Annotated in this window: 19 protein-coding genes; 4 read left to right on the top strand and 15 right to left on the bottom strand. The window is 55.2% G+C overall.

The window, feature by feature from the left end; all coding sequences use genetic code 11:
• Positions 1-2: 2 nt before the first annotated feature.
• The 9 genes from ACFOOP_RS10915 to ACFOOP_RS10875 form a co-directional block, all read right to left on the bottom strand.
• Positions 3-356 carry a YbaN family protein gene (locus tag ACFOOP_RS10915; RefSeq protein ID WP_379880988.1) on the bottom strand — a complete coding sequence of 118 codons (354 nt, stop codon included), beginning with the start codon at positions 354-356 and terminating at the stop codon, positions 3-5.
• Between the two features lie 45 nt (positions 357-401).
• Complete coding sequence (locus tag ACFOOP_RS10910) at positions 402-875, bottom strand: hypothetical protein (RefSeq protein ID WP_379880987.1); 474 nt, start codon at positions 873-875, stop codon at positions 402-404.
• Positions 876-946: 71 nt separating this feature from the next.
• Complete coding sequence (locus tag ACFOOP_RS10905; protein WP_379880986.1) at positions 947-1,519, bottom strand: hemerythrin domain-containing protein; 573 nt, start codon at positions 1,517-1,519, stop codon at positions 947-949.
• Between the two features lie 16 nt (positions 1,520-1,535).
• Positions 1,536-2,783: an alginate export family protein gene (locus ACFOOP_RS10900; protein WP_379880985.1), complete on the bottom strand. Its 1,248-nt coding sequence runs from the start codon at positions 2,781-2,783 to the stop codon at positions 1,536-1,538.
• 14 nt (positions 2,784-2,797) lie between these two features.
• The gene (gene narI, locus ACFOOP_RS10895) at positions 2,798-3,505 is read right to left on the bottom strand and encodes a respiratory nitrate reductase subunit gamma (RefSeq protein ID WP_379880984.1); all 708 of its coding nucleotides are present in this window, start codon (positions 3,503-3,505) and stop codon (positions 2,798-2,800) included.
• Between the two features lie 2 nt (positions 3,506-3,507).
• Positions 3,508-4,215, bottom strand: coding sequence for a nitrate reductase molybdenum cofactor assembly chaperone (narJ, locus tag ACFOOP_RS10890; RefSeq protein ID WP_379880983.1), 708 nt, complete (start codon positions 4,213-4,215; stop codon positions 3,508-3,510).
• A 9-nt stretch (positions 4,216-4,224) separates the two neighbouring features.
• Positions 4,225-5,742 (bottom strand): nitrate reductase subunit beta, encoded by a 1,518-nt coding sequence (gene narH, locus ACFOOP_RS10885; RefSeq protein ID WP_379880982.1) that lies wholly within the window; start codon positions 5,740-5,742, stop codon positions 4,225-4,227.
• Entirely contained in the window at positions 5,739-9,476 is a 3,738-nt protein-coding gene (locus ACFOOP_RS10880; protein WP_379880981.1) for a nitrate reductase subunit alpha, read from the bottom strand. Before ACFOOP_RS10880 ends, narH begins: the two co-directional genes overlap by 4 nt.
• A complete protein-coding gene (locus ACFOOP_RS10875; RefSeq protein WP_379880980.1) occupies positions 9,473-12,232 on the bottom strand; it encodes a nitrate/nitrite transporter in 2,760 nt (919 codons plus the stop codon). The genes ACFOOP_RS10880 and ACFOOP_RS10875 overlap by 4 nt, the downstream gene beginning before the upstream one ends.
• A gap of 246 nt (positions 12,233-12,478) precedes the next feature.
• On the opposite strand from ACFOOP_RS10875, the gene ACFOOP_RS10870 reads away from it, so the two are divergent.
• From ACFOOP_RS10870 to moaB, 4 genes are all read left to right on the top strand, one after another.
• Positions 12,479-13,189 (top strand): cyclic nucleotide-binding domain-containing protein, encoded by a 711-nt coding sequence (locus ACFOOP_RS10870; protein WP_379880979.1) that lies wholly within the window; start codon positions 12,479-12,481, stop codon positions 13,187-13,189.
• Positions 13,190-13,206: 17 nt separating this feature from the next.
• Entirely contained in the window at positions 13,207-13,533 is a 327-nt protein-coding gene (locus ACFOOP_RS10865; protein ID WP_379880978.1) for a carboxymuconolactone decarboxylase family protein, read from the top strand.
• Between the two features lie 147 nt (positions 13,534-13,680).
• A complete protein-coding gene (locus tag ACFOOP_RS10860) occupies positions 13,681-14,232 on the top strand; it encodes a hemerythrin domain-containing protein (protein WP_379880977.1) in 552 nt (183 codons plus the stop codon).
• A 145-nt stretch (positions 14,233-14,377) separates the two neighbouring features.
• On the top strand, positions 14,378-14,908 hold the full coding sequence (gene moaB / locus ACFOOP_RS10855; protein ID WP_379880976.1) for a molybdenum cofactor biosynthesis protein B: 531 nt from the start codon (positions 14,378-14,380) through the stop codon (positions 14,906-14,908).
• Positions 14,909-14,949: 41 nt separating this feature from the next.
• Here moaB and ACFOOP_RS10850 read toward each other — a convergent pair whose 3' ends face one another.
• The 6 genes from ACFOOP_RS10850 to ACFOOP_RS10825 all read right to left on the bottom strand — a co-directional run bounded on the left by ACFOOP_RS10850 (position 14,950) and on the right by ACFOOP_RS10825 (position 23,443).
• Entirely contained in the window at positions 14,950-16,707 is a 1,758-nt protein-coding gene (locus tag ACFOOP_RS10850; RefSeq protein WP_379880975.1) for a pyridoxal phosphate-dependent decarboxylase family protein, read from the bottom strand.
• Between the two features lie 542 nt (positions 16,708-17,249).
• Complete coding sequence (locus ACFOOP_RS10845; protein WP_379880974.1) at positions 17,250-18,509, bottom strand: type II toxin-antitoxin system HipA family toxin; 1,260 nt, start codon at positions 18,507-18,509, stop codon at positions 17,250-17,252.
• Positions 18,506-18,724 (bottom strand): type II toxin-antitoxin system Y4mF family antitoxin, encoded by a 219-nt coding sequence (locus tag ACFOOP_RS10840; RefSeq protein WP_379880973.1) that lies wholly within the window; start codon positions 18,722-18,724, stop codon positions 18,506-18,508. Before ACFOOP_RS10840 ends, ACFOOP_RS10845 begins: the two co-directional genes overlap by 4 nt.
• Before the next feature lie 431 nt (positions 18,725-19,155).
• Entirely contained in the window at positions 19,156-20,481 is a 1,326-nt protein-coding gene (locus ACFOOP_RS10835) for an MFS transporter (RefSeq protein WP_379880972.1), read from the bottom strand.
• A gap of 11 nt (positions 20,482-20,492) precedes the next feature.
• The gene (locus ACFOOP_RS10830) at positions 20,493-21,731 is read right to left on the bottom strand and encodes a metal-dependent hydrolase family protein (RefSeq protein ID WP_379880971.1); all 1,239 of its coding nucleotides are present in this window, start codon (positions 21,729-21,731) and stop codon (positions 20,493-20,495) included.
• Between the two features lie 32 nt (positions 21,732-21,763).
• Positions 21,764-23,443, bottom strand: a complete 1,680-nt coding sequence (locus tag ACFOOP_RS10825) for a hydantoinase B/oxoprolinase family protein (protein WP_379880970.1) — start codon at positions 23,441-23,443, stop codon at positions 21,764-21,766.
• Positions 23,444-23,453 lie beyond the last annotated feature (10 nt).

Genomic DNA, 23,453 nt, shown 5'->3' with positions numbered 1-23,453 from the left:
TGTTAACTGTTCGGGCGCGTGGCGACAAAAACGGCCGCGCCAGCCATAATCGATACTGCCGCCGCTTTTGCCATATCTGGCGCATTTCCGGCTGTAACAATCCATATAGAAGCCGCCATAGCTGCAAGCGCAATAATCTTGGCGCGTAAGGGTATTGCGCCCGTTTCTCTCCAAGCCCTTATTGGCGCGCCCAGCCGGGGGTGATTGACGAGGTAACTTTCAAACCGGGGTGATGAACGCGCAAAGCATGCTGCGGCCGCAATTAACAATGGCGTTCCGGGAAGTAAGGGCAAGACCAGTCCTGCGACGCCCAATGGGACAAGCGCTAGCCCGAGAATTGCGAACGCGGTTCTCATAAAAGCCAAACCATAATTCGTATCACAACTCCCGAGAAGGACAGTTCAAAACAACATTCCTTGCGCGCCCAGCACCGCCGCGCCGATTGTGACAAGGCTGACGCTCAATAGCACCCAATGAAAGCGCTGAACCAGCGCAATGGCGCCGTCAGGGGAAGTCTTCGCCTCGCGAAGAAACCATGCATGGAGAAAGAGCGGCTCGGCGACGAATAAGACAAACGTGAAGACGGCCCAGACCAACACCATCGCATGCATCCACCAGTAGCCGGAATCCAAAAAGCGGTCCCAGGCGCCAAGACGGTGGGTTATATAAAAACCTGTGATCCCGGCCAGCGTAACTGAAACCTTCGCCTGCGCGCCAAACCGCGCTTCGACCTTTTCGAAGAGCTTCATGCGTCTCAGCGGCTCCTCCAGCCGCGCCACGGCGGGAAGAATCACCGCTGTAACCATGAAAACACCGCCGATCCAGTGGACGACAGCGAGAACATGCAAAGCTCGGGCGATGGTGACGTCTAACATCCGATAACGGGGCCCCAGGCCAGTTCAAATTGTCAACTTTCTCACTCGCTGGAGAACGATCATGAATCCTCCTACAGACGGCGAGCCTTGAGCATCTCAGCGAGAACGCCAAGCTCATTTCCTCTCAGCCGAACGCGCGCAATCGGCAGCAAGACGCCGTTTTCGAGCGCCAGATGCTGGCGAATATGTTCCGCGAACATCCGCAACCGGCGTTTGTCATTTTCACCGATCTGTTGGCGAGAAGCGCTTTTTACAAGAATCGCCGTCGCCGTTTCCAGACTGGCCTCATCTTCGCGGTGCTCATCTTCCAGCCGCGCGAGAATGCGCTCGACGTTATCTTCCGGCAGGCAGTGCTCACGCAACATCGGGAATAGCGCCAGCTCTTCGTCCCCAATATGACGCGCAAAGTCTGTCTCAAGAAAGGCGATAAGCGCTCTGACGCCTTCCCCATCAAACTCGCCATCGGCAAGCATGGTCAATATCGACGCAGCCTCCCGTTGGCGGTGATGTTCTGCGAAAATAAAGTCCAGCGGACTGTCGATCAGGTCCGCCGGCATCGGCTCAATGTCCCAAGGATTATCGGCGCGTCTACTATCGCCCCTGCTGGGGGAAGAATGGACGTCAGTGGTGTTTGGAGCCGTCATACCCTAACTCCTGTCGCTAATACTGAAACCGCAAGGAAGCCCAGATAAGGCTGCGATCGGCGAAGGCGCCGGCGCCGTCATAGACCGCGCCTTTCACCTCGGCGGACCAATGCTTCCTGAACGCAACCGCGAGACCGACGTCGAACTCAGCGCCGAAATCCGTATCGCCAAGACCGCTTTCGAACTCATGATATGTGGCGAACAACCGCATGCTGTCGGTTTTTAACAGGCCGTTCCAGCCAAAGCTGATTGTTCCGTAGAGGTCCTCAAGACCGGCAGCCGGCGTCGTCAAAAAGACATCGGCGAAACCCTGGAATTTATGAAGCGTCGCCAGCGGCGTTGAAAACCCGGCGACGCCGTCACCGCCAAGAGATTCATAACCAAGCTGCGCCATGAACGGCGCGACGGATAGAGAGACTTCCCCGTGAATATAATCTTCCCTGTAATCGATCGGGTTAGCCGCGTAATCTTTTTGCGAAGCATATTCGCCGACAACGCCAATCTTGATCCCGGCCTCTTCATCTAACGCGACCGAGTTCTGATAGCGCAGCCCCCATGTCGCCGAGGAAAGCCCGGGCGCCTCTTCAAGATCGAGCAACAGGCCGTAGCCATTGAAGGTCCCCAGCACGCCGGCGTCATAGGCGACAGAAATGACATGACTGTCGCTGTCGAACTCGCCCGCTGGGTGATCGTCTCCGAACACCCTGTGTACACGGGAGATATAAAGGTAATCCACAGTCATATTGCCGATGAGCGTCGATGAGAGCCGGGCGGCATCGAATGTCTGCTGGTTCTGGCGGAAGTCGACGGCCCCGACAAAGCGGTGATTGTTGAGATTGAACCGCTGACGGCCAATGGTGACTGGCGTTTTTTTAAGTCCGGTGAAAGTCACTTGAGCGCGGTTCAGCTCCGTCGCGTCAGGGTCGGCGATCACTGGGAACTGCACACGCCCGTTGGTCGTCGAATTGAAATGGTCGTCCCCTAGTGCAGCGACGTTTTCGAACTCGACCAGAAACTTGAAATTATAGATTTCCGCCGTTTCGAAACCGAGCCGGGTTCTTATGGTGTTGGCGTAGGCGTCCTCGGAAAAGCCGTCCTGGGTCTTGAATTCGAAGCGATAACGAACATCAAGCAGGAGCTTGCCGTCTTTGATCGCCGCGATGATCGGACTTTGCTCCGCTTGGGGCGCCTCGTCTTCGGCAAGAACCGGAGAAGCGACTGAAGCCGACAGCACCAAGCACAAAACCGCTTCACGAACCGACATTGCTCCTGCTCCTCTTATTTGGCCGCCGTTGCGCGAGTGTTTCGCGTTCTCACCAGCTGGTATCCGCGCCGGCCGAGATACCAGACCGGCGCCGACAACATGTGGACGAGGCGCGTGAACGGAAAAACGAGGAAGATCGTTAGTCCCAAGAAGAGGTGCGCTTTAAAAATGGGGTGCACATCGGAGACTAATTGAGCCGCTCCGCCGCGGAACGTTAAAATCCGCTGAGCCCATTCCATGAACTTCACCATTTCATGGCCATCAAGATGTTGAAGCGAAACAAAGATCGTCGAGAGGCCTAAAAGAAGCTGCGCGAACAAAATCAGCAGGATCGATGTATCGCCGAAACTGGACGTCGCCCGGATGCGCGCATCGAACAGCCGCCTGTGTATGAGCAGCAACATGCCTATGAGGCACATAAGCCCTGCAAGCCCGCCCGCGACAATCGCCAGCAACTGCTTGGCGCCATGGGAAATCCCGATCGCATCGAAAACCCAGATCGGCGTCAGGAGTCCGACAAAATGGCCGGCAAAGATTATCAAAATGCCGACATGAAAAAGAATGCTCCCGAGAACGAGCTGCTTGCGGCGCAATAGCTGGCTCGACCCCGACCGCCAGGAATATTGTCCATGGTCGAAGCGCAGGATATTGCCGACGATAAAGACGGCGAGACAGATATAAGGATAAATCCCGAAAACGAACTGATTGAGATAATCCGCCATGGTCAGCTCCTTGCGATTCTGGCGATGTCGCCGGGCGCCTCGCCAGCGTTCATCCGGTCAAGCATCTGGGTGACTTTCGGACAGCCCGCATCTTCAGGCCCGAACGTGACCGGCTGGTCTTCCCAGGCGGCATCCAGCGCTTCGAGGTCATGCGGGTCGTCATCCGGCGCCTTACGCAGATCATTGAGTTCGCGCACAGATGGCGTCTCGCCCGCGATCGCTTCGAGCGCGCGAAACACAGCCGTGTAAGGCGTATTGCGTTTTTCGAGCCGCTCCTTCAGCGCCGCGATGACGCTCAAAGGCTCGTTCAACAATGTTTTCGCTTCTTCTGCTGACCGGGTCGAAAGATATTCAAGAAACAGTGGGAGGAAATCCGGCAGTTCGTTAGAGCCAATCTCGAGCCCGCCTTGCGCATACAGCGTTTTCAAATCGACCATGGCCTGTCCACGATCGCGGGACTCGCCATGAACATGCTCAAACAGATGCAACGAAAGCGAACGCGTGCGGTCGAACAGAAAAACGTAGCGTTCCTGCAACTCATAAAGGTCGAGCGCTTCGTAATCGTCAATAAGCCGGTCGACCTGCCGCAGCGCCCAGCCCGGCGCCAGGTTTTCATCATGCATCGCCTTGCGGATATCCACTGCAGCATCCTTGATCTCTTGCGTCGGGTAAGACAGAAGCGCACTCATGGCCTTGTATGTGTTTGACATGCAGTCCTCCTACGCTTTTTCTTTTGCTGCGCTTTTGGCGAATAACCCCGTCCATTCGATGGCGCGTTTTGGCTCGCCACAGCCATCGCCGAAACTGAATCCGCATTCACCGCGCAGGTCGTAGGCGTCTTCAGCATATTCACGGTGCGTTGTCGGGATGACAAAACGGTCTTCGTAATTGGCAATCGCCATCAGGCGGTACATCTCGTCAATCTGGCCACCCGTCATGCCGACTTTGCCGGGGAGCGTTTTGTCCGCTTCGCCTTCATAATGCTTCGATCGCATGTAAGCGCGCATGGCGATCAGCTTTTCGAGCGCTTTTGCGACCGGCTCTTCATCGCCAGCCGTCAAAAGATTGGCGAGATACTGCATGGGAATGCGAAGATCGCGAACATTTGGCATCGCGCCTTTTTCGCCGAAGGCGCCGGCCTCGGCCATCGACTGGATGGGCGACAAGGGCGGCACATACCAGACCATGGGAAGCGTGCGATATTCCGGATGCAAGGGAAACGCGATCTTCCACTCCATCGCCATTTTCCAGATCGGCGATTTTTTCGCCGCATCGAGCCAGGCTTCAGGAACCCCATCCTTACGGGCCTGGGCCTGCACTTCCGGATCGTTAGGGTCGAGGAAAAGGTCGAGATGGCTTTGATAAAGGTCTGTTTCCTTCTCGACGCTCGCTGCTTCTTCAATCCGGTCGGCGTCGTACAGAACCACGCCGAGGTAACGGATGCGGCCCACGCATGTCTCAGAACATACGGTCGGCTGTCCGGCTTCGAGGCGAGGGTAACACAGCGTACACTTTTCCGATTTTCCGGTGTTCCAGTTGTAATAGATCTTCTTGTAGGGGCAGCCCGACACACACATACGCCAGCCGCGGCACTTGTTCTGGTCGATCAGGACGACCCCGTCTTCTTCGCGTTTATAGATGGCGCCCGAAGGACATACCGCCACGCATGCCGGATTAAGGCAATGCTCGCAAAGCCGCGGCAGATACATCATGAAGGTGTTTTCGAACTGGCCGTAAATTTCCTTTTCGACCTTGTCGAAATTGTAGTCCGCCGAACGCTTGGAAAATTCGCCGCCGAGTATCTCTTCCCAGTTCGGTCCCTTATTGATCTTTTCAATCCGCTCGCCGGTAATCAGCGATCGCGGCCGCGCCGTCGGCGCCGTTTTCATTTTCGGCGCCTTTTGAAGATGCTCGTAATCAAAGGTGAACGGCTCGTAATAGTCGTCGATCTCCGGCAAATCCGGATTTGCGAAGATTTTCGAGAGTACGCCAAGCTTGCTTCCCATTTTCGGCTGGATCTTGCCGTTCTTCTTGCGCTCCCAGCCGCCATTCCAGCGGGCCTGATTCTCCCAGTCATCGGGATAGCCAATGCCCGGTTTCGTTTCGACATTGTTGAACCACGCATATTCAACGCCTTCGCGGCTCGTCCAGACGTTCTTGCACGTCACCGAGCATGTATGGCATCCGATGCATTTATCGAGATTGAGCACCATGGAGATTTGGGCGCGGACTTTCATTCTGCAGCCTCCAGATTCTTCTCGACCGGCTCATCCATCCAGTCGACCTTGTTCATTTTTCGAACGATGACGAATTCGTCCCGATTGGAGCCAACGGTTCCGTAGTAGTTGAAACCGTATGATTGCTGGGCGTAGCCGCCGATCATGTGTGTCGGCTTCAAGACGGTGCGCGTGACCGAGTTGTGAATGCCACCGCGCTGGCCGGTGATTTCCGATCCTGGCACATTCACGATTTTTTCCTGAGCATGATACATCATCACCATGCCCGGCTTGACGCGCTGCGAGACTACCGCCCGCGCCGTTAATGCGCCGTTGGTGTTGTAGGCTTCGATCCAGTCGTTATCCTCGATGCCGGCTTCCTTCGCGTCGTCTTCTGAAAGCCAGACGATCGGCCCGCCCCGCGACAGAGTCAGCATCAAAAGGTTGTCTGTGTAGGTTGAGTGGATGCCCCATTTCTGATGCGGCGTAATAAAGTTCAGCACCACCTGCTTATTGCCGTTGTCCTTGGCGTTGATGACAGGGGCGATGGTTTTTGTGTCCACCGGCGGGCGGTAAACGCAAAGCGTTTCGCCAAATGCGCGCATCCACAGATGATCCTGATAAAGCTGCTGGCGGCCGGTGAGCGTCCTCCAAGGAATCAGTTCGTGTACGTTGGTGTAGCCGGCATTGTAACACACCTTTTCCGACTCAATGCCGGACCAGGTAGGTGAGGAAATAATCTTGCGCGGTTGCGCCACCACGTCACGGAAGCGAATTTTTTCATCTTCTTTCGGCCGCGCCAAGTGCGCATGTTCACGACCGGTAAATTTGGTCAGCGCGTCCCAAGCTTTCACCGCAACTTCGCCATTGGTTTCCGGCGCAAGCATCAAGATCACTTCCGCCGCATCTATAGCGCTGCCGATGCGCGGCAGGCCTTTGGTCGGTCCCTCTTCCGTCACTTCGCCGTTTAGTGCTTTTAAGAGCTCCACCTCGTGTTCGGTTTTCCACGCAATGCCCTTGCCGCCATTGCCAATACTGCTCATCAGCGGCCCGAGCGCCGTAAAGCGCTTGTAGAGATTTGGGTAATCGCGTTCGACCACCATCACCGACGGCATGGTCTTGCCTGGAATAGGATCGACGTCGCCCCGCTTCCAGTCCTTGACGTCGAAAGGCTGCGCTAGCTCTCCTGCGGTGTCGTGCTGCGCCGGCGTCAGCACGACGTCCTTTTCAACGCCCAATGCTTCAGGAGCGATTTCGGAAAACGACTTCGCGATGCCTTTGAAAATATCCCAGTCGCTTCTGCTTTCCCACAGCGGATCGACCGCGCTCGACAGCGGGTGGATAAAAGGATGCATGTCCGATGTATTGAGGTCGTTCTTTTCGTACCAAGTCGCCGTCGGCAGCGCGATGTCGGAATAAACGCATGTGGTCGACATGCGGAAATCGATCGTCACCAGAAGGTCAAGCTTTCCTTCCGGCGCCTCGTCGCGCCACACTACTTCTTCCGGTTTTTGACCGCCGGTCTCTCCGAGGTCCTTGCCCTGAACGCCGTGATTGGTCCCGAGCAGGTGCTTCAGGAAATACTCATGACCCTTTCCGGAAGACCCCAAAAGATTCGAGCGCCAGACGAAAAGATTGCGCGGCCAGTTCTCCGGCTTGTCAGGATCTTCGCACGACATTTTCAAGGCGCCGGATTTCAGGGACTGCGCAACATAGTCTTTGACGTCGAGCCCCGCGGCCTCGGCCTCTTTCGCAACCTCCAGCGGATTTCGCTCCAGTTGCGGCGCAGACGGAAGCCAGCCCATGCGTTCGGCGCGCGCATTGAAATCGAGGAAGGAACCGTTCCAATGCCCCTCAGGCGCCAGCGGCGACAAAATGTCATTGATCCCCAACGTCTCATAGCGCCATTGGTCCGTATGCGCATAGAAAAACGACGTTGAATTCATGTGACGCGGCGGCCGCGCCCAGTCGAGCGCGAACGCCAGCGGCTGCCACCCGGTTTGCGGACGCAGCTTTTCCTGCCCCACATAATGCGACCAGCCGCCGCCCGACTGCCCGACACACCCGCACATCACCAGCATGTTGATGATGCCGCGATAGTTCATGTCCATGTGGTACCAGTGGTTGAGCCCTGCGCCGAGGATCACCATGGATTTGCCGCGCGTCTTCTCGGCGTTGTCTGCAAATCCGCGCGCGACGGCGATGACCTTGTCACGGGCGACGCCCGTGATTTTTTCCTGCCAGGCCGGCGTATAGGGAGTGTCGTCGTCGTAGGAACTGGCGGCCCAGTCGCCGCCAAGCCCGCGGTCGACGCCGTAATTCGCGGCCAAGAGGTCGAAAACTGTTGCGACCAGCGATTCACCGTCTTTCAGCACCAGGCGTTTGACGGGTACGCGGCGTTCGAGAATATCCGGATGATCTGTTCCATGAAAATGGTCATGCTCGCGATTTCCGAAATACGGGAACGCGACCTCCGCGACGTCATCACGCGCATCGATCAGCGAGATCTCAAGGTCCGTTTCATCGCCCTTGCCGGATTTTTCTTCGAGATTCCACTTGCCCTGCTCGCCCCAGCGAAAACCGATTGCCCCCCGCGGACAGACAATACCGTTCGCACGCTTGTCGTAGGCGACGGTTTTCCAATCAGGGTTGTTGGCCTCATCAAGCGAGCCGTCAAAATCCGAGGCTCGCAACAGACGGTCAGGAACAAGCCGGCCGTCTTTCTTTACAAGACGCACCAGCATCGGCATGTCGGTATATTGTTTGGCGTATTCCTGAAAATACGCGACCTGCCGGTCGATATAATACTCCTTCAGGATGACATGGCCGAACGCCATGGCGAGCGCCGCATCAGTGCCCTGTTTTGGAGAAAGCCACATGTCCCCGAATTTCGAAGCCTCGGAATAGTCCGGCGAAATCACGACGCTCTTGGCGCCCTTGTAGCGAACTTCCGTATAGAAATGCGCGTCCGGCGTTCGCGTCTGGGGAACATTCGACCCCCACAGCATCAAGAATCCGGAATTATACCAGTCGGCGCTTTCGGGAACGTCCGTCTGCTCGCCCCAAGTCATCGGGCTCGCCGGCGGCAAGTCGCAATACCAGTCGTAAAAACTCATGCAGGTCCCGCCGAGAAGCGACAGGTAACGCGAACCCGCTGCATAGGAGACCATCGACATGGCGGGGATTGGCGAGAAACCGATCACCCGGTCGGGACCGTATTTTTTCGCTGTGTATGCGTTTGACGCTGCAATGATCTCGTTCACTTCGTTCCATTCGGCGCGAATGAAACCGCCGAGGCCCCGCTGGCGCACATAAGATGCGCGTGTTGCGGGATCCTCGACGATCGACGCCCAGGCCGCGACGGGGGAGAGAGTAACGCGCGCCTTGCGCCACGCCTTCATGAGCGCGCTGCGAATGAGCGGGTGCTTCAGGCGATTACCGCTATAGAGATACCAGCTGTAGCTGGCGCCGCGCGAACAGCCGCGCGGTTCGTGATTGGGCAGATCGGGCCTGGTGCGGGGGTAATCCGTCTGCTGGGTCTCCCAGGTGACGATGCCGCCTTTGACGTAGATCTTCCAGCTGCACGATCCGGTGCAATTGACCCCATGCGTGGACCTGACGATTTTGTCATGCTGCCAGCGCTTGCGGTAAGCGTCTTCCCAGGTGCGATCTTCTTTCGTCAGTACGCCATGGCCGTTCGAATAGTCGCTGACCCGGTTCTTGAAATAGGTGAGTCTGTTCAGAACGTGGCTCATGCCGCGCCTCCTTGAGCGAGTGTTGACGGTTGAGCAGGCGGCGGCGTCTCGCGGCGGCCCCGCTCGATATCGTGGAGAAGTCCGCCTTTGCGCGAATAGACGGCCCAGGTCACGACGGCGCACAAAACATAGAACATCAGGAAGCCGACCAGCGCTGCTTCCGGTCCGCCAGTCGCTGAAATAGACGTGCCGTAGGATTTCGGGATGAAGAAGGCGCCGTAGGCTGCGATGGCTGACGTAAATCCAATGATGGCGGCTGATTCTTTTTCCGCCTGACGCAGGCGCGCATTGGCGTCGAGCTGCGGCATCAGGCGCGGCATCTCCTCACGCATCATGATCGGAATCATCTGGAAGGTGGATGCATTGCCGACGCCGGTCGCGAAGAACAGCACCATGAACATTGCGAAGAATCCCCAGAACGCGCCCGGCTGGTCTTTGATGCCTAGAAAATAGAGAACGCCGGCGACAGCGACGATCATCAGGAGAAACACCCAGAAGGTGACGCGCGCGCCGCCCCATTTGTCAGAAATCCATCCCGTCATGGAGCGCGACAGCGCGCCGACAAGCGGTCCGAGAAAAGCGTACTGGAGCGCATTGACCTCTGGAAACTGGGTTTTCATCAACAACGGAAAGCCAGCGGAATACCCGATGAAAGAGCCGAACGTGCCCGTATAAAGAAGGCACATGATCCAGTTGTGCTTGCGCGAGAAGATGACGGCTTGTTCAGCAAAAGAAGCACGGGCCGACGCAATATCGTTCATTCCGAACCATGCCGCAGCAGTCGCGATCAACAGGAACGGCACCCAAATGAAACCAGCGTTTTGCAGCCACAAGCGCTGGCCTTCCTGCGTGACTTGCCCATCGCCGCCAACAGCCCCGAATACGCTCGCGGTGATGACAAGCGGCACGGCAAACTGCATGACACTGACGCCCAGATTGCCAAGTCCGGCGTTAAGCGCTAGCGCATTGCCCTTTTCCTTTTTCGGAAAGAAGAAACTGATATTGGCCATAGATGATGCAAAGTTGCCGCCGCCAAAACCGCACAGCAGCGCCAGTACCAGGAATAGGAAATAAGGCGTTTCAGGATCCTGTACGGCGTAGCCAATGCCGAAGGCAGGTATGAGTAAAGTCGCCGTCGTTAATGTCGTCCACAAGCGCCCGCCGAAGATTGGCACCATGAAGGAATAAAAAATTCTCAAAGTCGCGCCGGATAAACCCGGCAACGCAGCAAGCCAGAACAGTTGATCGGTCGAATAGTCAAATCCGACTGTCGGCAGCTTTGCGACGACAACAGACCAGACCATCCAGACGGCAAATGCCAACAGCAGCGCAGGAATTGAAATCCACAAGTTCCGGTTGGCGATCCGTTTGCCCTTTTCATTCCAGAAAGTTTCGTCGTCTGGGCACCAATCCTCCAGAACGGGGCTGGTTTTTTCGCCATGCTCGGCCGTGTGGATTTCCTGCAATTCGGGAAACTGCGGCAACGCCTCCAGTTCCGCGCCCAGGGATTTTTCTTCCATGCGGCGGATCGCGAAATGCATCCACGCCAACGATACGGCGACGATAGCGAAAAGCAGCATGAAACAGCTTGTCCAAATCCCGGTGAGATCGTTCATGACGCCAAAAGCGATTGGCAATATGAATCCGCCCAACCCGCCAATCATGCCGACAAGACCGCCGACGGCGCCCACATGGTCCGGATAATAAACAGGTATATGCTTGTAGACGGCGGCTTTGCCGAGAGACATGAAAAAGCCGAGAATGAAAATAAGGATGACGAACGGGACAAGCCCCATCTGGGTCGAAAATTCAATCGGCCCGTCAATCCCGTGTATGGTGTAGTCCGTGTGCGGATATGACAGCATGAATACGCAGATGAGGGAAACCAGGAACGTCCAATACATGACCTTTCGGGCGCCGATTTTGTCGGACAAAAACCCGCCATAGGCGCGGAAGATACTGGCTGGAACAGCGTAAAACGCCGCCAGCATGCCCGCCGCCTTGATATCAAGACCATAAACGCCGATCAGATAACGCGGCAGCCACAGCGCAAGCGCTACAAACGCTCCAAAGACAAAGAAGTAATACAGCGCGAACCGCCAGACCTGGAGTTTTCGCAGCGGCTCCAGTTCCATCAACGCTGATCTTGGTTTTTCACCGCGCGCCTTGCGTGCAAGCGTCGCCGGGTCTTCTTTTGTGGTGACAAAAAACGCCACGGCCATGACCATCAGAACGACGGCGTAGATTTGCGCCGTCTGTTCCCAGCCGACAGCGACCAGAATGAATGGCGCGGCAAAGTTTGTGATTGCGGCGCCGACATTGCCCATGCCGAAGACGCCGAGCGCTGTTCCCTGCCGGTCGCTTGGGAACCATTTTGAAGTATAGGCGACGCCCACCGCAAACGAGCCGCCCGCAAAACCAACGCCAAGGGCCGCAACGAGAAACATTGGATAGGTCGAAACGGTGGAGAGCAACCAGACGGAAACTGCCGCGATAAGCATAACGGCGGCGAAAACCCTTCGTCCGCCGAACTGATCAGTCCAGATGCCCAAAAATATCCGGCTGATGGAGCCGGTAAGTATCGGCGTCGCAACCAGAAGACCAAACTGTGTTTCGTTAAGCCCGAGCTCCTCCTTGATCTGAACGCCAAGAATCGAAAAAATGGTCCAGACGGCGAAACACGCTGTGAACGCGAGCGTGCTTGCTCCAAGCGCTCTGTTTTGCTGACCGCTCGTCACGCCTGCCAAATATTCCATCGCTCCGCCTCTAGGCTGATCAGAATGTTGGTGGCTTTTCTGCGCCGAATATCTCCCTTTCGGAATTTGACGTCTCGTCACGGATCGCCCATTTGGCATCCGGTGATCGTTGAATTGATTGTCCCGTTCCGCCGATTGGCGGAACACTCGGAACGACTTGAAACCCGGCCCGGATGGGCTTGACATTTATCAAGACACGTTGAAAACAATGTCAATCTAAGGCAACCAACGATTGGACCGGCCATTTTGCGCGACGAAGACAAGCAGATCGTTCGTAACTTAAACCTCTTCCGCGACATGAACGCGGAACGATTCGACAAGTTGTTGAATGCTGCTTTTCTTCAACGATTTCCCGAGCGCGTCATCCTGATCAATGAAGGTGAGCCTTCCGACTTCCTGCATATCGTGATCGACGGCTGCGTGGAACTGTTCGCGACGTTAGACGGGCGCGAAAGCACCATGACGGTGCTATCGCCGGTTTCCACATTTATACTCGCCGCCGCTTTAAAGGACGCCGTTTATCTGATGTCCGCACGCACTCGCACCGCATCGCGCGTACTCATGATTCCCGCAATAAACGTACGCCAAGCCATGGTCGATGATGATGCATTTGCCCGGTCTATCGTTGCTGAACTTGCTAACTGTTACCGCGGTGTCGTGCGGAACCAGAAAAACCTCAAACTGCGTACCGGCGTTGAACGCCTCGCAAGCTACCTTGCACACCAACACGTTCGACAAGGCGCAAAGGGCAAACTTACTTTGCCAATAGACAAAAAAACACTCGCCTCAATGCTAGGCATGACGCCTGAAAACCTGTCGCGCTCATTCTCAACGTTACGGCGCGCCGGCGTCAAAGTCACAGGCCCTGAGGTCGCCGTTCAATCACACGATGAGCTTATTGAAATCGCCAGGCACGCTCCGCTCATTGATAACTTTCCGGACAAGCCTGCAGAATAGCGAAGAAAGGGTCGTAAATGTCGGAAAAACTGCCATCAGCCGCCGGACACATCGCCAAAAGCTACCCAGACATTTGGAAAAACTATTCCGCATTCGGCAAGGCGATTTCAGAAGCCGGACCGCTCGACGTCAAATCCAAACGATTAGTGAACTTGGCGCTGGCGATCGGCGGTCGGTCCGAAGGCGCTGTGCATTCTCATGTAAGGCAAGCTTTGGAGGAAGGGCTGACCAAGGCGGAAGTTGAACATGTCGCATTGTTGGCCATGACAACCCTCGGCTTTCCGCAAGGTGTCGCCGGCCTCAGCTGGGTCAAAGATATTACGGACGAAGCCAACCGCGATTAGAGCCTGACACTGCATATTATCCACCAATTCTTCCTTTGGTTGGCTGCTCCGTATTGCCTGACTTCAAGCTCCCCTCACTCTGCGACGAATTGCGACCTGTTAGGGTTGGCGAAAAGGGTCTACTCTGCCGGTTGAGAGGAGTTGTCGATGACGGCTTTGATCGAAAACCTTGAAGCAGACCACAAGCGATTTAGGCGTTACCTGGTTGTATTCAACGAGGAAGTCCGGAACCTCGCCCAAAGCGACGGGTCAGATTACGTCCTGCTTAATCAGATCGCGACGTATTTCGCCGGTTATCCAGATGAATTGCATCATAAAGAAGAAGACATCATCTATGCGCGCCTCGCCACAAAAGCACGCAGCAGACGCGTCGAACTGCGTAATCTGCAACAGCAACATGTAGAACTATCGCAACGCGCCAATCATTTTTCGGATATCGTATCGATGATCCTCAATAACGAGCAACTTCCCATCGACAAAGTCGTTGAAGAATCTGTCGCTTATCGAAATATCCTCACGGCGCACATGTCTGGAGAAGAGGAAACACTGTTCAGACCGGCTCGATCGCTGTTAAACCAAGATGATTGGTGGGATATCGAACAAGCAATCAGCAACCTTTATGCCGAAGAAATAAACTACGAAAAAGCCCGGTCTGTTTTGGCAATTGAAACGTCGTTGGACAAATATCTAAAAACATAGATGGCAAGTCTTTGCCTGCCTTGGTATTTTCCGAAGGCTTGCGTCCTTCCAACGTCCTTCACCACTTTCTGAGGTATTGTTAAAGCGCGACAAAGCCTCAGTCCCTGAAACTATAGCGCTGGCAAGCGTATGGAGTGCACCTAAGATGTTCGGCGTGAATGAAGAATTAGAGTTTAGGCCAGTTAAAGTTGCTCTATTGACCGTGTCTGACACCCGGACATTTGAGAATGATTCATCCGGAGATATTCTCGAGGATCGAATTAAAGGCGCCGGGCACGACCTGACTAGACGTGTTCTACTTCGCGATGAAATCGCGAAGATTCGGCAGCAAGTGGAAGAGTGGATTGAAGACCCGGACGTAGATATTGTTATTACGACCGGCGGCACGGGGCTTACAGGTAGGGATGTGACGGTCGAAGCTCTGCGTCCGTTATTCGAGAAAGAGATTGAGGGATTTTCAGTAATTTTTCATCAAGTCAGTTTCAACTCGGTCGGATTGTCAACACTTCAGTCGCGCGCCTGCGCGGGATTGGCGCGCGGCACCTTTCTATTTTTATTGCCAGGGTCGCGCGGCGCCGTGGCGGATGCGTGGGATAAGATCATTTGCTTTGAGATCGATTCTCGTTATCGCCCCTGCAATCTCGTTGAAATCATGCCTAGATTGTCGGAAAGGTAGTTTGATTGAGAATTACACCAATGGCGCGCGCCCTATCATCATCAAATGGAGAGTTCCAACGCTTGTTCCGCATATAGATTCAGGCGCGCGATAAATTTCGGCAAGAAACTTTCTAAAACATGGTTCTTTGGCAAAAAGGGATTCATAAACACGCATCTGATCAAGCTGAGCTGGTTGTCATCCAAAGTCATCCTGTGACGATTGGCATGCGCCTCAATTAGGCGGCGATAGTTTTCCGAATCAAAAACTGTTTTTGACACAGAAAAACTCGGATCTTTCTGGAAAAGGCGAAAAACATGGTTGGTGCGCATATTACTGTTTGAAAGACTATCGCCTTTCTTAATCACTGAAAAACACAAAATATTAGTGTCGGCTGGCGCCAGCACCGCAATGTTTTTGCACTGCGAGGCAATCGTTTCTTCGAATTTGCGGCGCGCATTGATAGTAGACGCCATAAACGCACCAAAGCGATCCGGACCAAATCCCATGGTCCGCCCAGTTAGCCACGTAGCGGACGCGCCCGCAGCTGTGCGTGAACCTTCGATGGTGCTCTGCCATTTGTCCCCAGTTTCGGCCCGGTCTATATAGGGGGCGTGAAAGGACGACGCTGTGTATGAGCTTGCGTCGCGCGTAAGGAATGCGCCACAGGCATACGGTACATAACCAAGTTTATGGGGATCAATTGTAACTGAGTCAGCAAGCCTGACTGATTTCAGCGCAGACCTTCTTGCTTCGTCTAATATTTCCTCTTGCTCGCCGCCCAGCATAGAGCAAAAATAACCGCCATAAGCCGCGTCCACATGATGCCAGATATGGATTCCTTTTAATCTGTACTCGTTCAGAAGACAGACGACACCATCGATTGGGTCAATCTCCCCCGCCTCAGTCGTTCCTGCTACGCTCACAACGGCTATCACCGGCCTGTCCTGATGACGCGCCTTATCTATCAATGTCTCGAGTTCCTTAATATCCAGCCGCCCCTGTTCATCCAGCGGGGCATTCCAAAGCGACTCCTCGCCGAGATGGAAAATATTGGCGGCTTTCCTCCATGAAAAGTGCTTATTCCCTGGAGTAATCAATACCGAACCGCGATAGGAGCGGCGTGAACTTTTCGAAAGACGTTCGGCGATTTCAAGGGGATTGCATAGAACGCTGCTTGCAGACCGCATTTCCTGTTCTGATATTGCATCGTGTATGCGAATTTGATCGAATTTCTCCCAGCCCACATGCGCCGATTCAAATGCGCTAAAGGGCCCACCGGATTTCTCTGCAGCGACAAGCCCGAGAGCAAGCGCGTGATCAACCCGATACCGCGCCCGCCATACGGCTTCAAAATTCGCGATGGTGCCGCCACAGGTGAAGTGGCCCTGAGCGATCATCGGGTCAAAACCGATCATTTCCGCGAGCATGGTGATGGCTTCGATCTCCACACGCGCACCAACGCGCGAGACCTCGCGTGAGGTATTGTTTGGATTGTGAAGCAAGGCTGCAAGATGCCCAAAGATGGCCGGGAGAGACGCTTCTGACACCATATGGCTCAAATAGCGCGGCGTGAAAGTCGGCGTCTCTGCAAGCAACATGTCGCATAGCGTTTTTAGTGCAGCATGAAGCCGTTCCTCCTCGACACAAAATTTTTCCGATTGTCGTTCATCGTTGGTGATGACTTCTGCATCATCTGGAAAAAGCTCGGAACGCCAATCAAACCAGTGTTTCAAAATCTCACCGAAAGCGCGATTGACGCTATCGGAGTTTTCGGACCTCGCCCCAAGGAAGTATGCGTCTGTAGAAATTACCGCCATAATTGATGACACTCCAATGTTTGGATGAATCTACTTACGCTCCGCCATTCATCCGCACTTGATACAAATCAATTATCTAGCTACAGGCATAGACAACAACGTTCCCATGAGTGGGACAGCTGTTTAGTTCGGGCCCAACATTCCGGGACTGCGGTAGAGTTGTCCGCTCCATAACGCAGGCCAGCGCTGTCAATTTGGCGGGCACGCATAAACAATTAAACAAAGTCGAAAAGCATATTCACCACTCGACAGTCAAAGTCCAAACACTGGTGTCAGCCAAGGCCGAGGCACGCAATGTGCCATATAATTGATTGATAAAATTGAGTGCTTCAAATTACCTTGATGGCTCTATCGTCTGTAGAACAACCCGAAATTCAGCCTTTGGCGCCTGGCATAAAGTTCGATATGTGTTCACGAAGGGGAGCCACAAAATTTATCAGCAGATTCAATAGTTTAATCGCCAAAATTATCGGCCCCATTTTTCCTTTCGAACTTTTTGACCTGTGATTGACGTTGAAAGCGAATATTCTGAGCATTTCACTTTACGGCATGCGTTGCAGAAGAGATTTGGCGCGCACGCTTATCAAGTCGGAAATATCTTGAACGGTTTTTCCGTCAGACGCGCTTTCCATTATCTCGGCTTTTGTTTCGCCGATTGATTCGCTCACGGCGTTAGTCAATTCCTTCGCTCGCGCTCTGATGAACCGCAACGCCAGCGCCGTCTCGTCAGCAAATTTGTCCCAGTCGCCCGGTTTCAATTCTTCCAGCGTATGGCGCTTGGCGATCTTCATCGCTAGACGCGGCGACAATTCCGGATAATAGACAGTGGACAGAAGATCATAGAGCGGCGCCAGTTCAATGGCGCCGTTTTCACGATTTAGCAGGCTGAAATTTTTTGCATGGGCGTCGGCGTTGCCGATAATCAGGTTAAAAACCGCCGCATCGAATAGTTTCAAGACCTCAACGGCGGGCCGCGTCGCCGCACGACGCAGCAGATCGAAACAGTCGCGAAAGACCGGGCCGCCGTCGGCGGCATACTTTCGGTCCGAAGTGTAGCCAAGCGCCTGACAAAAATCTTCCTGATGCAAGCGACGCAAAACGCCGTCATCGCCGCGAACGCGGTCATATCGCACGACAAGCAGAAAGGAGCGGTCGCCGGCGCGTCTGATTTCAACTTCGGCGACGGACAGCCCAATCTTTTTTGCAAGTCTCATGGCAAAGGCTTCGTTCTCTGTCGTTCCGGAGAACCGTTCAATCGGCGGCTTCAGGATATGGCTTGTCGCTTCCCCTGACGCTGGCAATGCGATTTCGCCATTGACGAGGACAACTGGAATTTTCGATTGCGCCCCGGCAAGCGACAGGCGCAGGCCCTCGCGACCGGCGAGGAAGGGACGCGCCGGCAACTCGTCAAGCAAGTTGACGAGTGCGTTTTCTCTTAGTGGTTCGTTTTGCGCAGCGGCAGTCGCAGCCGGCGGCGTCTCCCCTTCCGGCCACAGCGATATGGCGCCGGCGACTTCGCCGCCGAGTTCGTTCAAGAGTTTGAACTCGTTTCCATGGGATACGCCGAGGGCGCCGGCGACGGCGATGCGCTGGCTCTCCTCCGGCAAAAGGCCTTCGAAGAATGGGCGGCATTCGCGCCGGCTGAACGACTCTTGCTGCTTGGGCAAGGAAAATGACAAAGCCGGCTTGTCATCGTCCGCGAGCCATTCAAGGGCGTAATCGAATCCCATCTCGCCGTGACCATCGATGGTCAAGGCGCCGACGATTTCGCCAGACCACCAGACGTTCATGGTTTTCGTCATGCCTCTTCCCTACCGGGACCGATAAGTTCGATCTTGCAGCCGAGAGCGTTCAAGACCGCCAGCGTTTTGCCGAGTTGGGCAGTCTCTTTGCCGGCCTCCAATTCGATGAGAAAGCGCAAGCCGACGCCGGCGGCGCCGGCGAGCTGGTCCTGACGCAAGCCTTGGCTTTTGCGCAATTCGCGTATCGTTATGCCGATCTGCTTTGGCGTCATCATTAATTCCCGAACGGGAATATATAAGCTATAATCTCGAAAATCAAGACAAATATTCCCGAAAAGGAATAATAACTCCAGAACCAGGCTAAAACCTGTAAAATATTACCGAGCGGGAATACACTACCCTCGCCGCTTACGACAGCCAACCCTGCGACCGGCTTTCATCTAGATCGCACGAAACATGAAAACTGGGCGGCTTAAGAAGCGCCGATTTCCTGCAAAAGCGCCCGAAATTCAGGCTTCGGCGCCCGACACAAAGTTCGATACGCATTCACGAAGGGGAGCCATTTTCCAGGCGATAGAGATATAGATACCTCGCGAGCAGCCACTCGCGTTCAGAGCCTTGATACCGGCGGCCGGGTTTTATCGGAGCGGTTTCAACTCAACCGCAGGCGATGACCCGCCGCAGGACTGAGGCTGGTCCTGCAAGATCAGGTCAGGCTTTTGCCTTCCGTCTCCGGCAGGAAAAGCGACGCGACTGCGGTGACGGCTAGAAACACGGAGATGAAGGCGACGGTGCCGGTGAAGGTTCCCGAGACGAGAATCGCACCGATAGCAACCGGCGCAATCGTGTTCGCCACACGTTGCAACATGACGCCCCACGCCACACCGGCGCCGCGATTGGCGGTGTCATAGATTTCACCCATCCATGTGTTCCAGACGCCCCAGGCGCCGAGACTGAAGAAGGACAGCATGAAATTCCAAGCGTAAAGCTGAACCATGGAATTGGCGCTGGCGAAACCGGACCCGGCTATGGTTGCAAGGCCGACATAGGCGGCCATTATTTTTTTGCGCCCGTAAATTCCGGTCAAATAACTTGCGGATATATAGCCGGGGAACATGAAAAGCGCGGAGAGCGCAATAAATCCGAGCCCTTCCGGCGCGCTCAATCCTTTTCTTGCAAGCAGCGACGGCAACCAGGAGGTCATGCCCCAATAGCCCCAGGAGAAACAAAAATTGATCACCGTATTGAGGATCGTAATGCGCATGACGCCGCGGCGGAAAATGCCGATAAAGGGTGTTTGAACACCGCTCGCTGACGAGGTCGTCAGCGCATCGGCTGCGAAGCTTTTTCCCGAAAGCTTCTCAAGGACGCGGGCCGCATCGACCTTGCGCCCGCGCTCGACAAGCCAATAGGCGGATTCGGGAACGAAAAAATAAATCGGGATCACCCAGAGCGACACGATCGCACTGAAGCCAAGCGTCCAGCGCCAGCCGGCGTCGGTGAAAAGCGCGGTGACGCCGATCGCCAGTAAGGTGCCCACCGGCCATCCGGCGGACAGGAAGACCGTACCGCGCCCGCGGGTTTTCACCGGCAGCAATTCCGTAAACAGAGGAAAGGTAACGACCAGCGCCCCGGACAGGACAAACCCGGCGAGAAACCGGACCCACCACAATATTTCGATCGACGGCGCCAGCGCGCTCAATATGGGGAATATTCCATAAAGGCCGATGCTGACCAGCAGGCTCTTTTTGCGGCCTAGCGTGTTCGCCAGTTTGCCCCAGACCAGAGAGCCCGGAATCATGCCCAGAAAAATCGCGCTGATCAGGCCGCCAACCGCTTTTGCGTCTGCATTGAACCCGGCCCCTATCGCGCCCGACGAGAGAATGATGATCATCATCTCCCAGGCTTCAATGGCGAAGGCGAAAAACAGGACAAGCCCCGCTGCCCAGTGGGCGCGCGTCACCGGCATATCCTCGAACCATTCGCCGACCGGACGCGTCGTCACTGTTTCTTTCGCATCCGCGCCGTACATGGCCTGCCCTGTTACTGAAGCGTATTTTTGTAAACCTGGCCGCGCTTCATGATCAGCGGCATATGCGCACCCTGATCCTGCAACACGCCAAGATCGTCGAACGGGTTGCGCTCGAGAAGAAGGATATCCGCAATCGCTCCCGCCGAGATTTCGCCAAGCTGGCCGGTCCTGTTGAGAATTTCCGCATTGATACGGGTGGCCGAATGTAGGACTTCGCGCGGCGTTTCGATTTCTGCGCGAATCAAAAACTCCCGTGACTGATGGTCAAATGAATCGCCCAACAGGTCAGTGCCAAGACCCAGCTTCACACCGGCTTTTTTACAGATATCGACGCTGGCGAGGCCCGCCTCTTTCACAACCGCAAGCTTGTCCAGCATGGCGCTGCTCCAGCCATGTTTGCGGCCTTCTTCTTCCAACACCGTATAGGTGACGAGGGTCGGCACAACATAAGCGCCCTTTTGCGCAGCCAGCGCGGCGGCCTCCTCATCAATAAGGTTGCCGTGCTCGATGGTGCGAACGCCCTGCTCCAACGCAATTTTAATGGCGCTAGCGCCATAAGCGTGCGCCATCACATAGGTGTTCCGGCGAGTCGCTTCCTCAACGATCACGCGGATTTCTTCCGGAGAATATTGATCGCATTCCAGCGGATCATGCGGCGAGGAGACACCGCCTGAAACGAAAATCTTGATTTGGTCTGCGCCCAGACGAAGTTCTTCGCGAACCGCCTTTCTGACTTCATCCAGACCATCGGCGATCACGCCGGTTATTGCGAGCGCATCAGCGCAGCGGCAGGGATGCGAATCTTCGGTTTTACGTCGGCTGTCGCCATGCCCGCCTGTTTGAGACAGGGCCCGCCCGGCAATAAACATCCGCGGGCCGATGACCTCATCTTCTTCTACGGCCTGTTTAATTCCCCAATCGCCGCCCGCGGCGTCGCGGATTGTGGTGAACCCGCGCATCAACATATTGCGCAGGATGTTACCCGCGCGCGCCGTCATCAGCGTCAGTGGAACTTCGTTAAGGCGTGCAAGATTTGTATCGGCGAGAAATGGATGCGCATGACAATCGATCAGACCGGGTAGAGCAAACCGGCCGCCCGCATCGATCACAACATCGCTTGATACGCTGACGCCGCCGGCGCGGGTGATTTCGCGTATCTGTCCGGTCTCGACGTAGATGTCAGATGGATCGCTCGCATCCTCCTTAGACGTGTCGAGGATTCGCGCATTTTTGATCAGCGCAGTCGCCATGGCTATTGTTCCCGTTTCAGGTTCACGGCCTTTCAGCCGTCAACACCGTAAATTTCTTTTGCTCGCTCTTTGGAAACATACCCGTTCTTGATGTCTTCAAGAACCTTTTCCCGAGACCGTTTTTTCGGATCGCCATAGCCTCCGCCCGTCGCAGTGTAAACTTTCACCACATCATTGACGCCCAGCGGTATCGCCGTGCAGGCCGAATAGCGCACGGGCTCGCTATTCGCCTTGACGACTTCCACATAATTGGTTGAGCCTTGCAAGCCGCCTTCCAGTCCCCATGGTCCGGTCTCGGAGCGCGTATAGGCCATGGTCAGCCACCAGTCTTCGGCGAGAATTCGATAATCCAGCAGGATGCCCTTGCCGCCGATACGCTCGCCCTCTCCCCCGCTCGCTTCATTCAGGGCGAGACGGTCGACCATCAACCCGTTGCGCTGCTCGGTCACTTCGACCGGCACGTTGAACGTATCACCGTGATAGCCGGTATAAAGCGCATTAACGCCGTCATGCTCCTTCGACGCGCCCCATCCGCCGAGTTGCGGCTCAACAATGCCATGTACATGACCAGTTTCCGGATGGGGCCCGCCCATAAAGGTGCCGCAGATCGAAGCATAATGCCCGGCCGTCAATCGATTGGGCATGGCTTGCGCGAGCGCTTTCCACAAAAGATCGAAAAGCAGCATGCTTGTTTCGTAATAGATGCTCATCGCCGCCGGATATTTGGCGTCGAAGATCGACCCTTCATCCGTCAGCAGCTCGATCGGACGAAAGGAGCCGGCATTGCCAAAGGTTTCCGGGCTTGTGATCGCCTTGAAAATCATCTGGCAGTCGACAAAGGTCGCATCCCGTGACGAGTTCAGCGATGTCTTGGTTTGTGCGGGATTGCCGCGAAGATCAACGCTGAACGTATCGTCGGTGATGGTGATCGCCGCCTTGATCACCCGGCCGTCTTCCAGGGTTTCTTCAGCGGTGAAGGCGCCTTTTGGTAAGTCAGCCATGGCGGCGCGGGCGATTTTCTCGCCAAGCGCAAGATAGTCCGTCATGGCGTAACGCACCGCGTCATCGCCATATTTTTCGGCAAGGCTGAGAAACCGCTTCTGGCCCGCACGCATGGAGGCGACGCCGGCCCAGAAATCACCCTTAGTGGTTTCCGGAACGCGGGAGTTTATTAGAATAATGTCCAGCACCGCCTGATTGACCTCGCCGCGATCAATGACCTTGATCCCGGGAAGCTGGAGGCCTTCCTGATAGATTTCCGTGGCGTCCGGACTAATGCCGCCTGGGAACGCCCCCCCCAGATCGACCCAGTGGGCCTTGTTGGCGAGCCAGCCAATCAGCGCCCCATGGGAGAACACAGGCAAGATCATCACAACATCATTGATGTGACTGACGCCGCCATGATGGGGAATGTTCAACATGAAGATATCGCCGTCGCGAATATCGTCAGCGTCAAATTTTTTGGTGATCGCCGCGACGCCCGGCTCCAGCATGCCGATAAACCCCGGAATGCCCGATCCTGAACTCGCCAACTCGCCACGTTCATTGAACAGAGCGACGCCAAAATCGAGCACTTCGTAAATGATCGAACTCATGGCGGTGCGCCGCATGGTGGCGAACATCTCATCCGTGATCGCCGATAGCGAGCTCTGAATGATTTCGATCGTGATCGGATCAAACTCGGCGGACAGTTTTTCTGCGGCTGAAGACATAATCATTCGC

It is taken from the genome of Hyphococcus aureus (assembly GCF_042643165.1).
In the GTDB taxonomy this organism is placed as follows: Bacteria; Pseudomonadota; Alphaproteobacteria; order Caulobacterales; family Parvularculaceae; genus Hyphococcus; species Hyphococcus aureus.
The sequence above is the reverse complement of the archived record's forward strand: the minus strand, read 5'-3'. Positions and strand labels throughout refer to the sequence as shown.

Coding starts and splice junctions, on each gene's coding strand:
- ACFOOP_RS10915 (WP_379880988.1), bottom strand. CDS start 356: ATGAGAACCGCGTTCGCAATTCTCGGGCTAGCGCTTGTCCCATTGGGC.
- ACFOOP_RS10910 (WP_379880987.1), bottom strand. CDS start 875: ATGTTAGACGTCACCATCGCCCGAGCTTTGCATGTTCTCGCTGTCGTC.
- ACFOOP_RS10905 (WP_379880986.1), bottom strand. CDS start 1,519: ATGACGGCTCCAAACACCACTGACGTCCATTCTTCCCCCAGCAGGGGC.
- ACFOOP_RS10900 (WP_379880985.1), bottom strand. CDS start 2,783: ATGTCGGTTCGTGAAGCGGTTTTGTGCTTGGTGCTGTCGGCTTCAGTC.
- narI (WP_379880984.1), bottom strand. CDS start 3,505: ATGGCGGATTATCTCAATCAGTTCGTTTTCGGGATTTATCCTTATATC.
- narJ (WP_379880983.1), bottom strand. CDS start 4,215: ATGTCAAACACATACAAGGCCATGAGTGCGCTTCTGTCTTACCCGACG.
- narH (WP_379880982.1), bottom strand. CDS start 5,742: ATGAAAGTCCGCGCCCAAATCTCCATGGTGCTCAATCTCGATAAATGC.
- ACFOOP_RS10880 (WP_379880981.1), bottom strand. CDS start 9,476: ATGAGCCACGTTCTGAACAGACTCACCTATTTCAAGAACCGGGTCAGC.
- ACFOOP_RS10875 (WP_379880980.1), bottom strand. CDS start 12,232: ATGGAATATTTGGCAGGCGTGACGAGCGGTCAGCAAAACAGAGCGCTT.
- ACFOOP_RS10865 (WP_379880978.1), top strand. CDS start 13,207: ATGTCGGAAAAACTGCCATCAGCCGCCGGACACATCGCCAAAAGCTAC.
- ACFOOP_RS10860 (WP_379880977.1), top strand. CDS start 13,681: ATGACGGCTTTGATCGAAAACCTTGAAGCAGACCACAAGCGATTTAGG.
- moaB (WP_379880976.1), top strand. CDS start 14,378: ATGTTCGGCGTGAATGAAGAATTAGAGTTTAGGCCAGTTAAAGTTGCT.
- ACFOOP_RS10850 (WP_379880975.1), bottom strand. CDS start 16,707: ATGGCGGTAATTTCTACAGACGCATACTTCCTTGGGGCGAGGTCCGAA.
- ACFOOP_RS10845 (WP_379880974.1), bottom strand. CDS start 18,509: ATGACGAAAACCATGAACGTCTGGTGGTCTGGCGAAATCGTCGGCGCC.
- ACFOOP_RS10840 (WP_379880973.1), bottom strand. CDS start 18,724: ATGATGACGCCAAAGCAGATCGGCATAACGATACGCGAATTGCGCAAA.
- ACFOOP_RS10835 (WP_379880972.1), bottom strand. CDS start 20,481: ATGTACGGCGCGGATGCGAAAGAAACAGTGACGACGCGTCCGGTCGGC.
- ACFOOP_RS10830 (WP_379880971.1), bottom strand. CDS start 21,731: ATGGCGACTGCGCTGATCAAAAATGCGCGAATCCTCGACACGTCTAAG.
- ACFOOP_RS10825 (WP_379880970.1), bottom strand. CDS start 23,443: ATGTCTTCAGCCGCAGAAAAACTGTCCGCCGAGTTTGATCCGATCACG.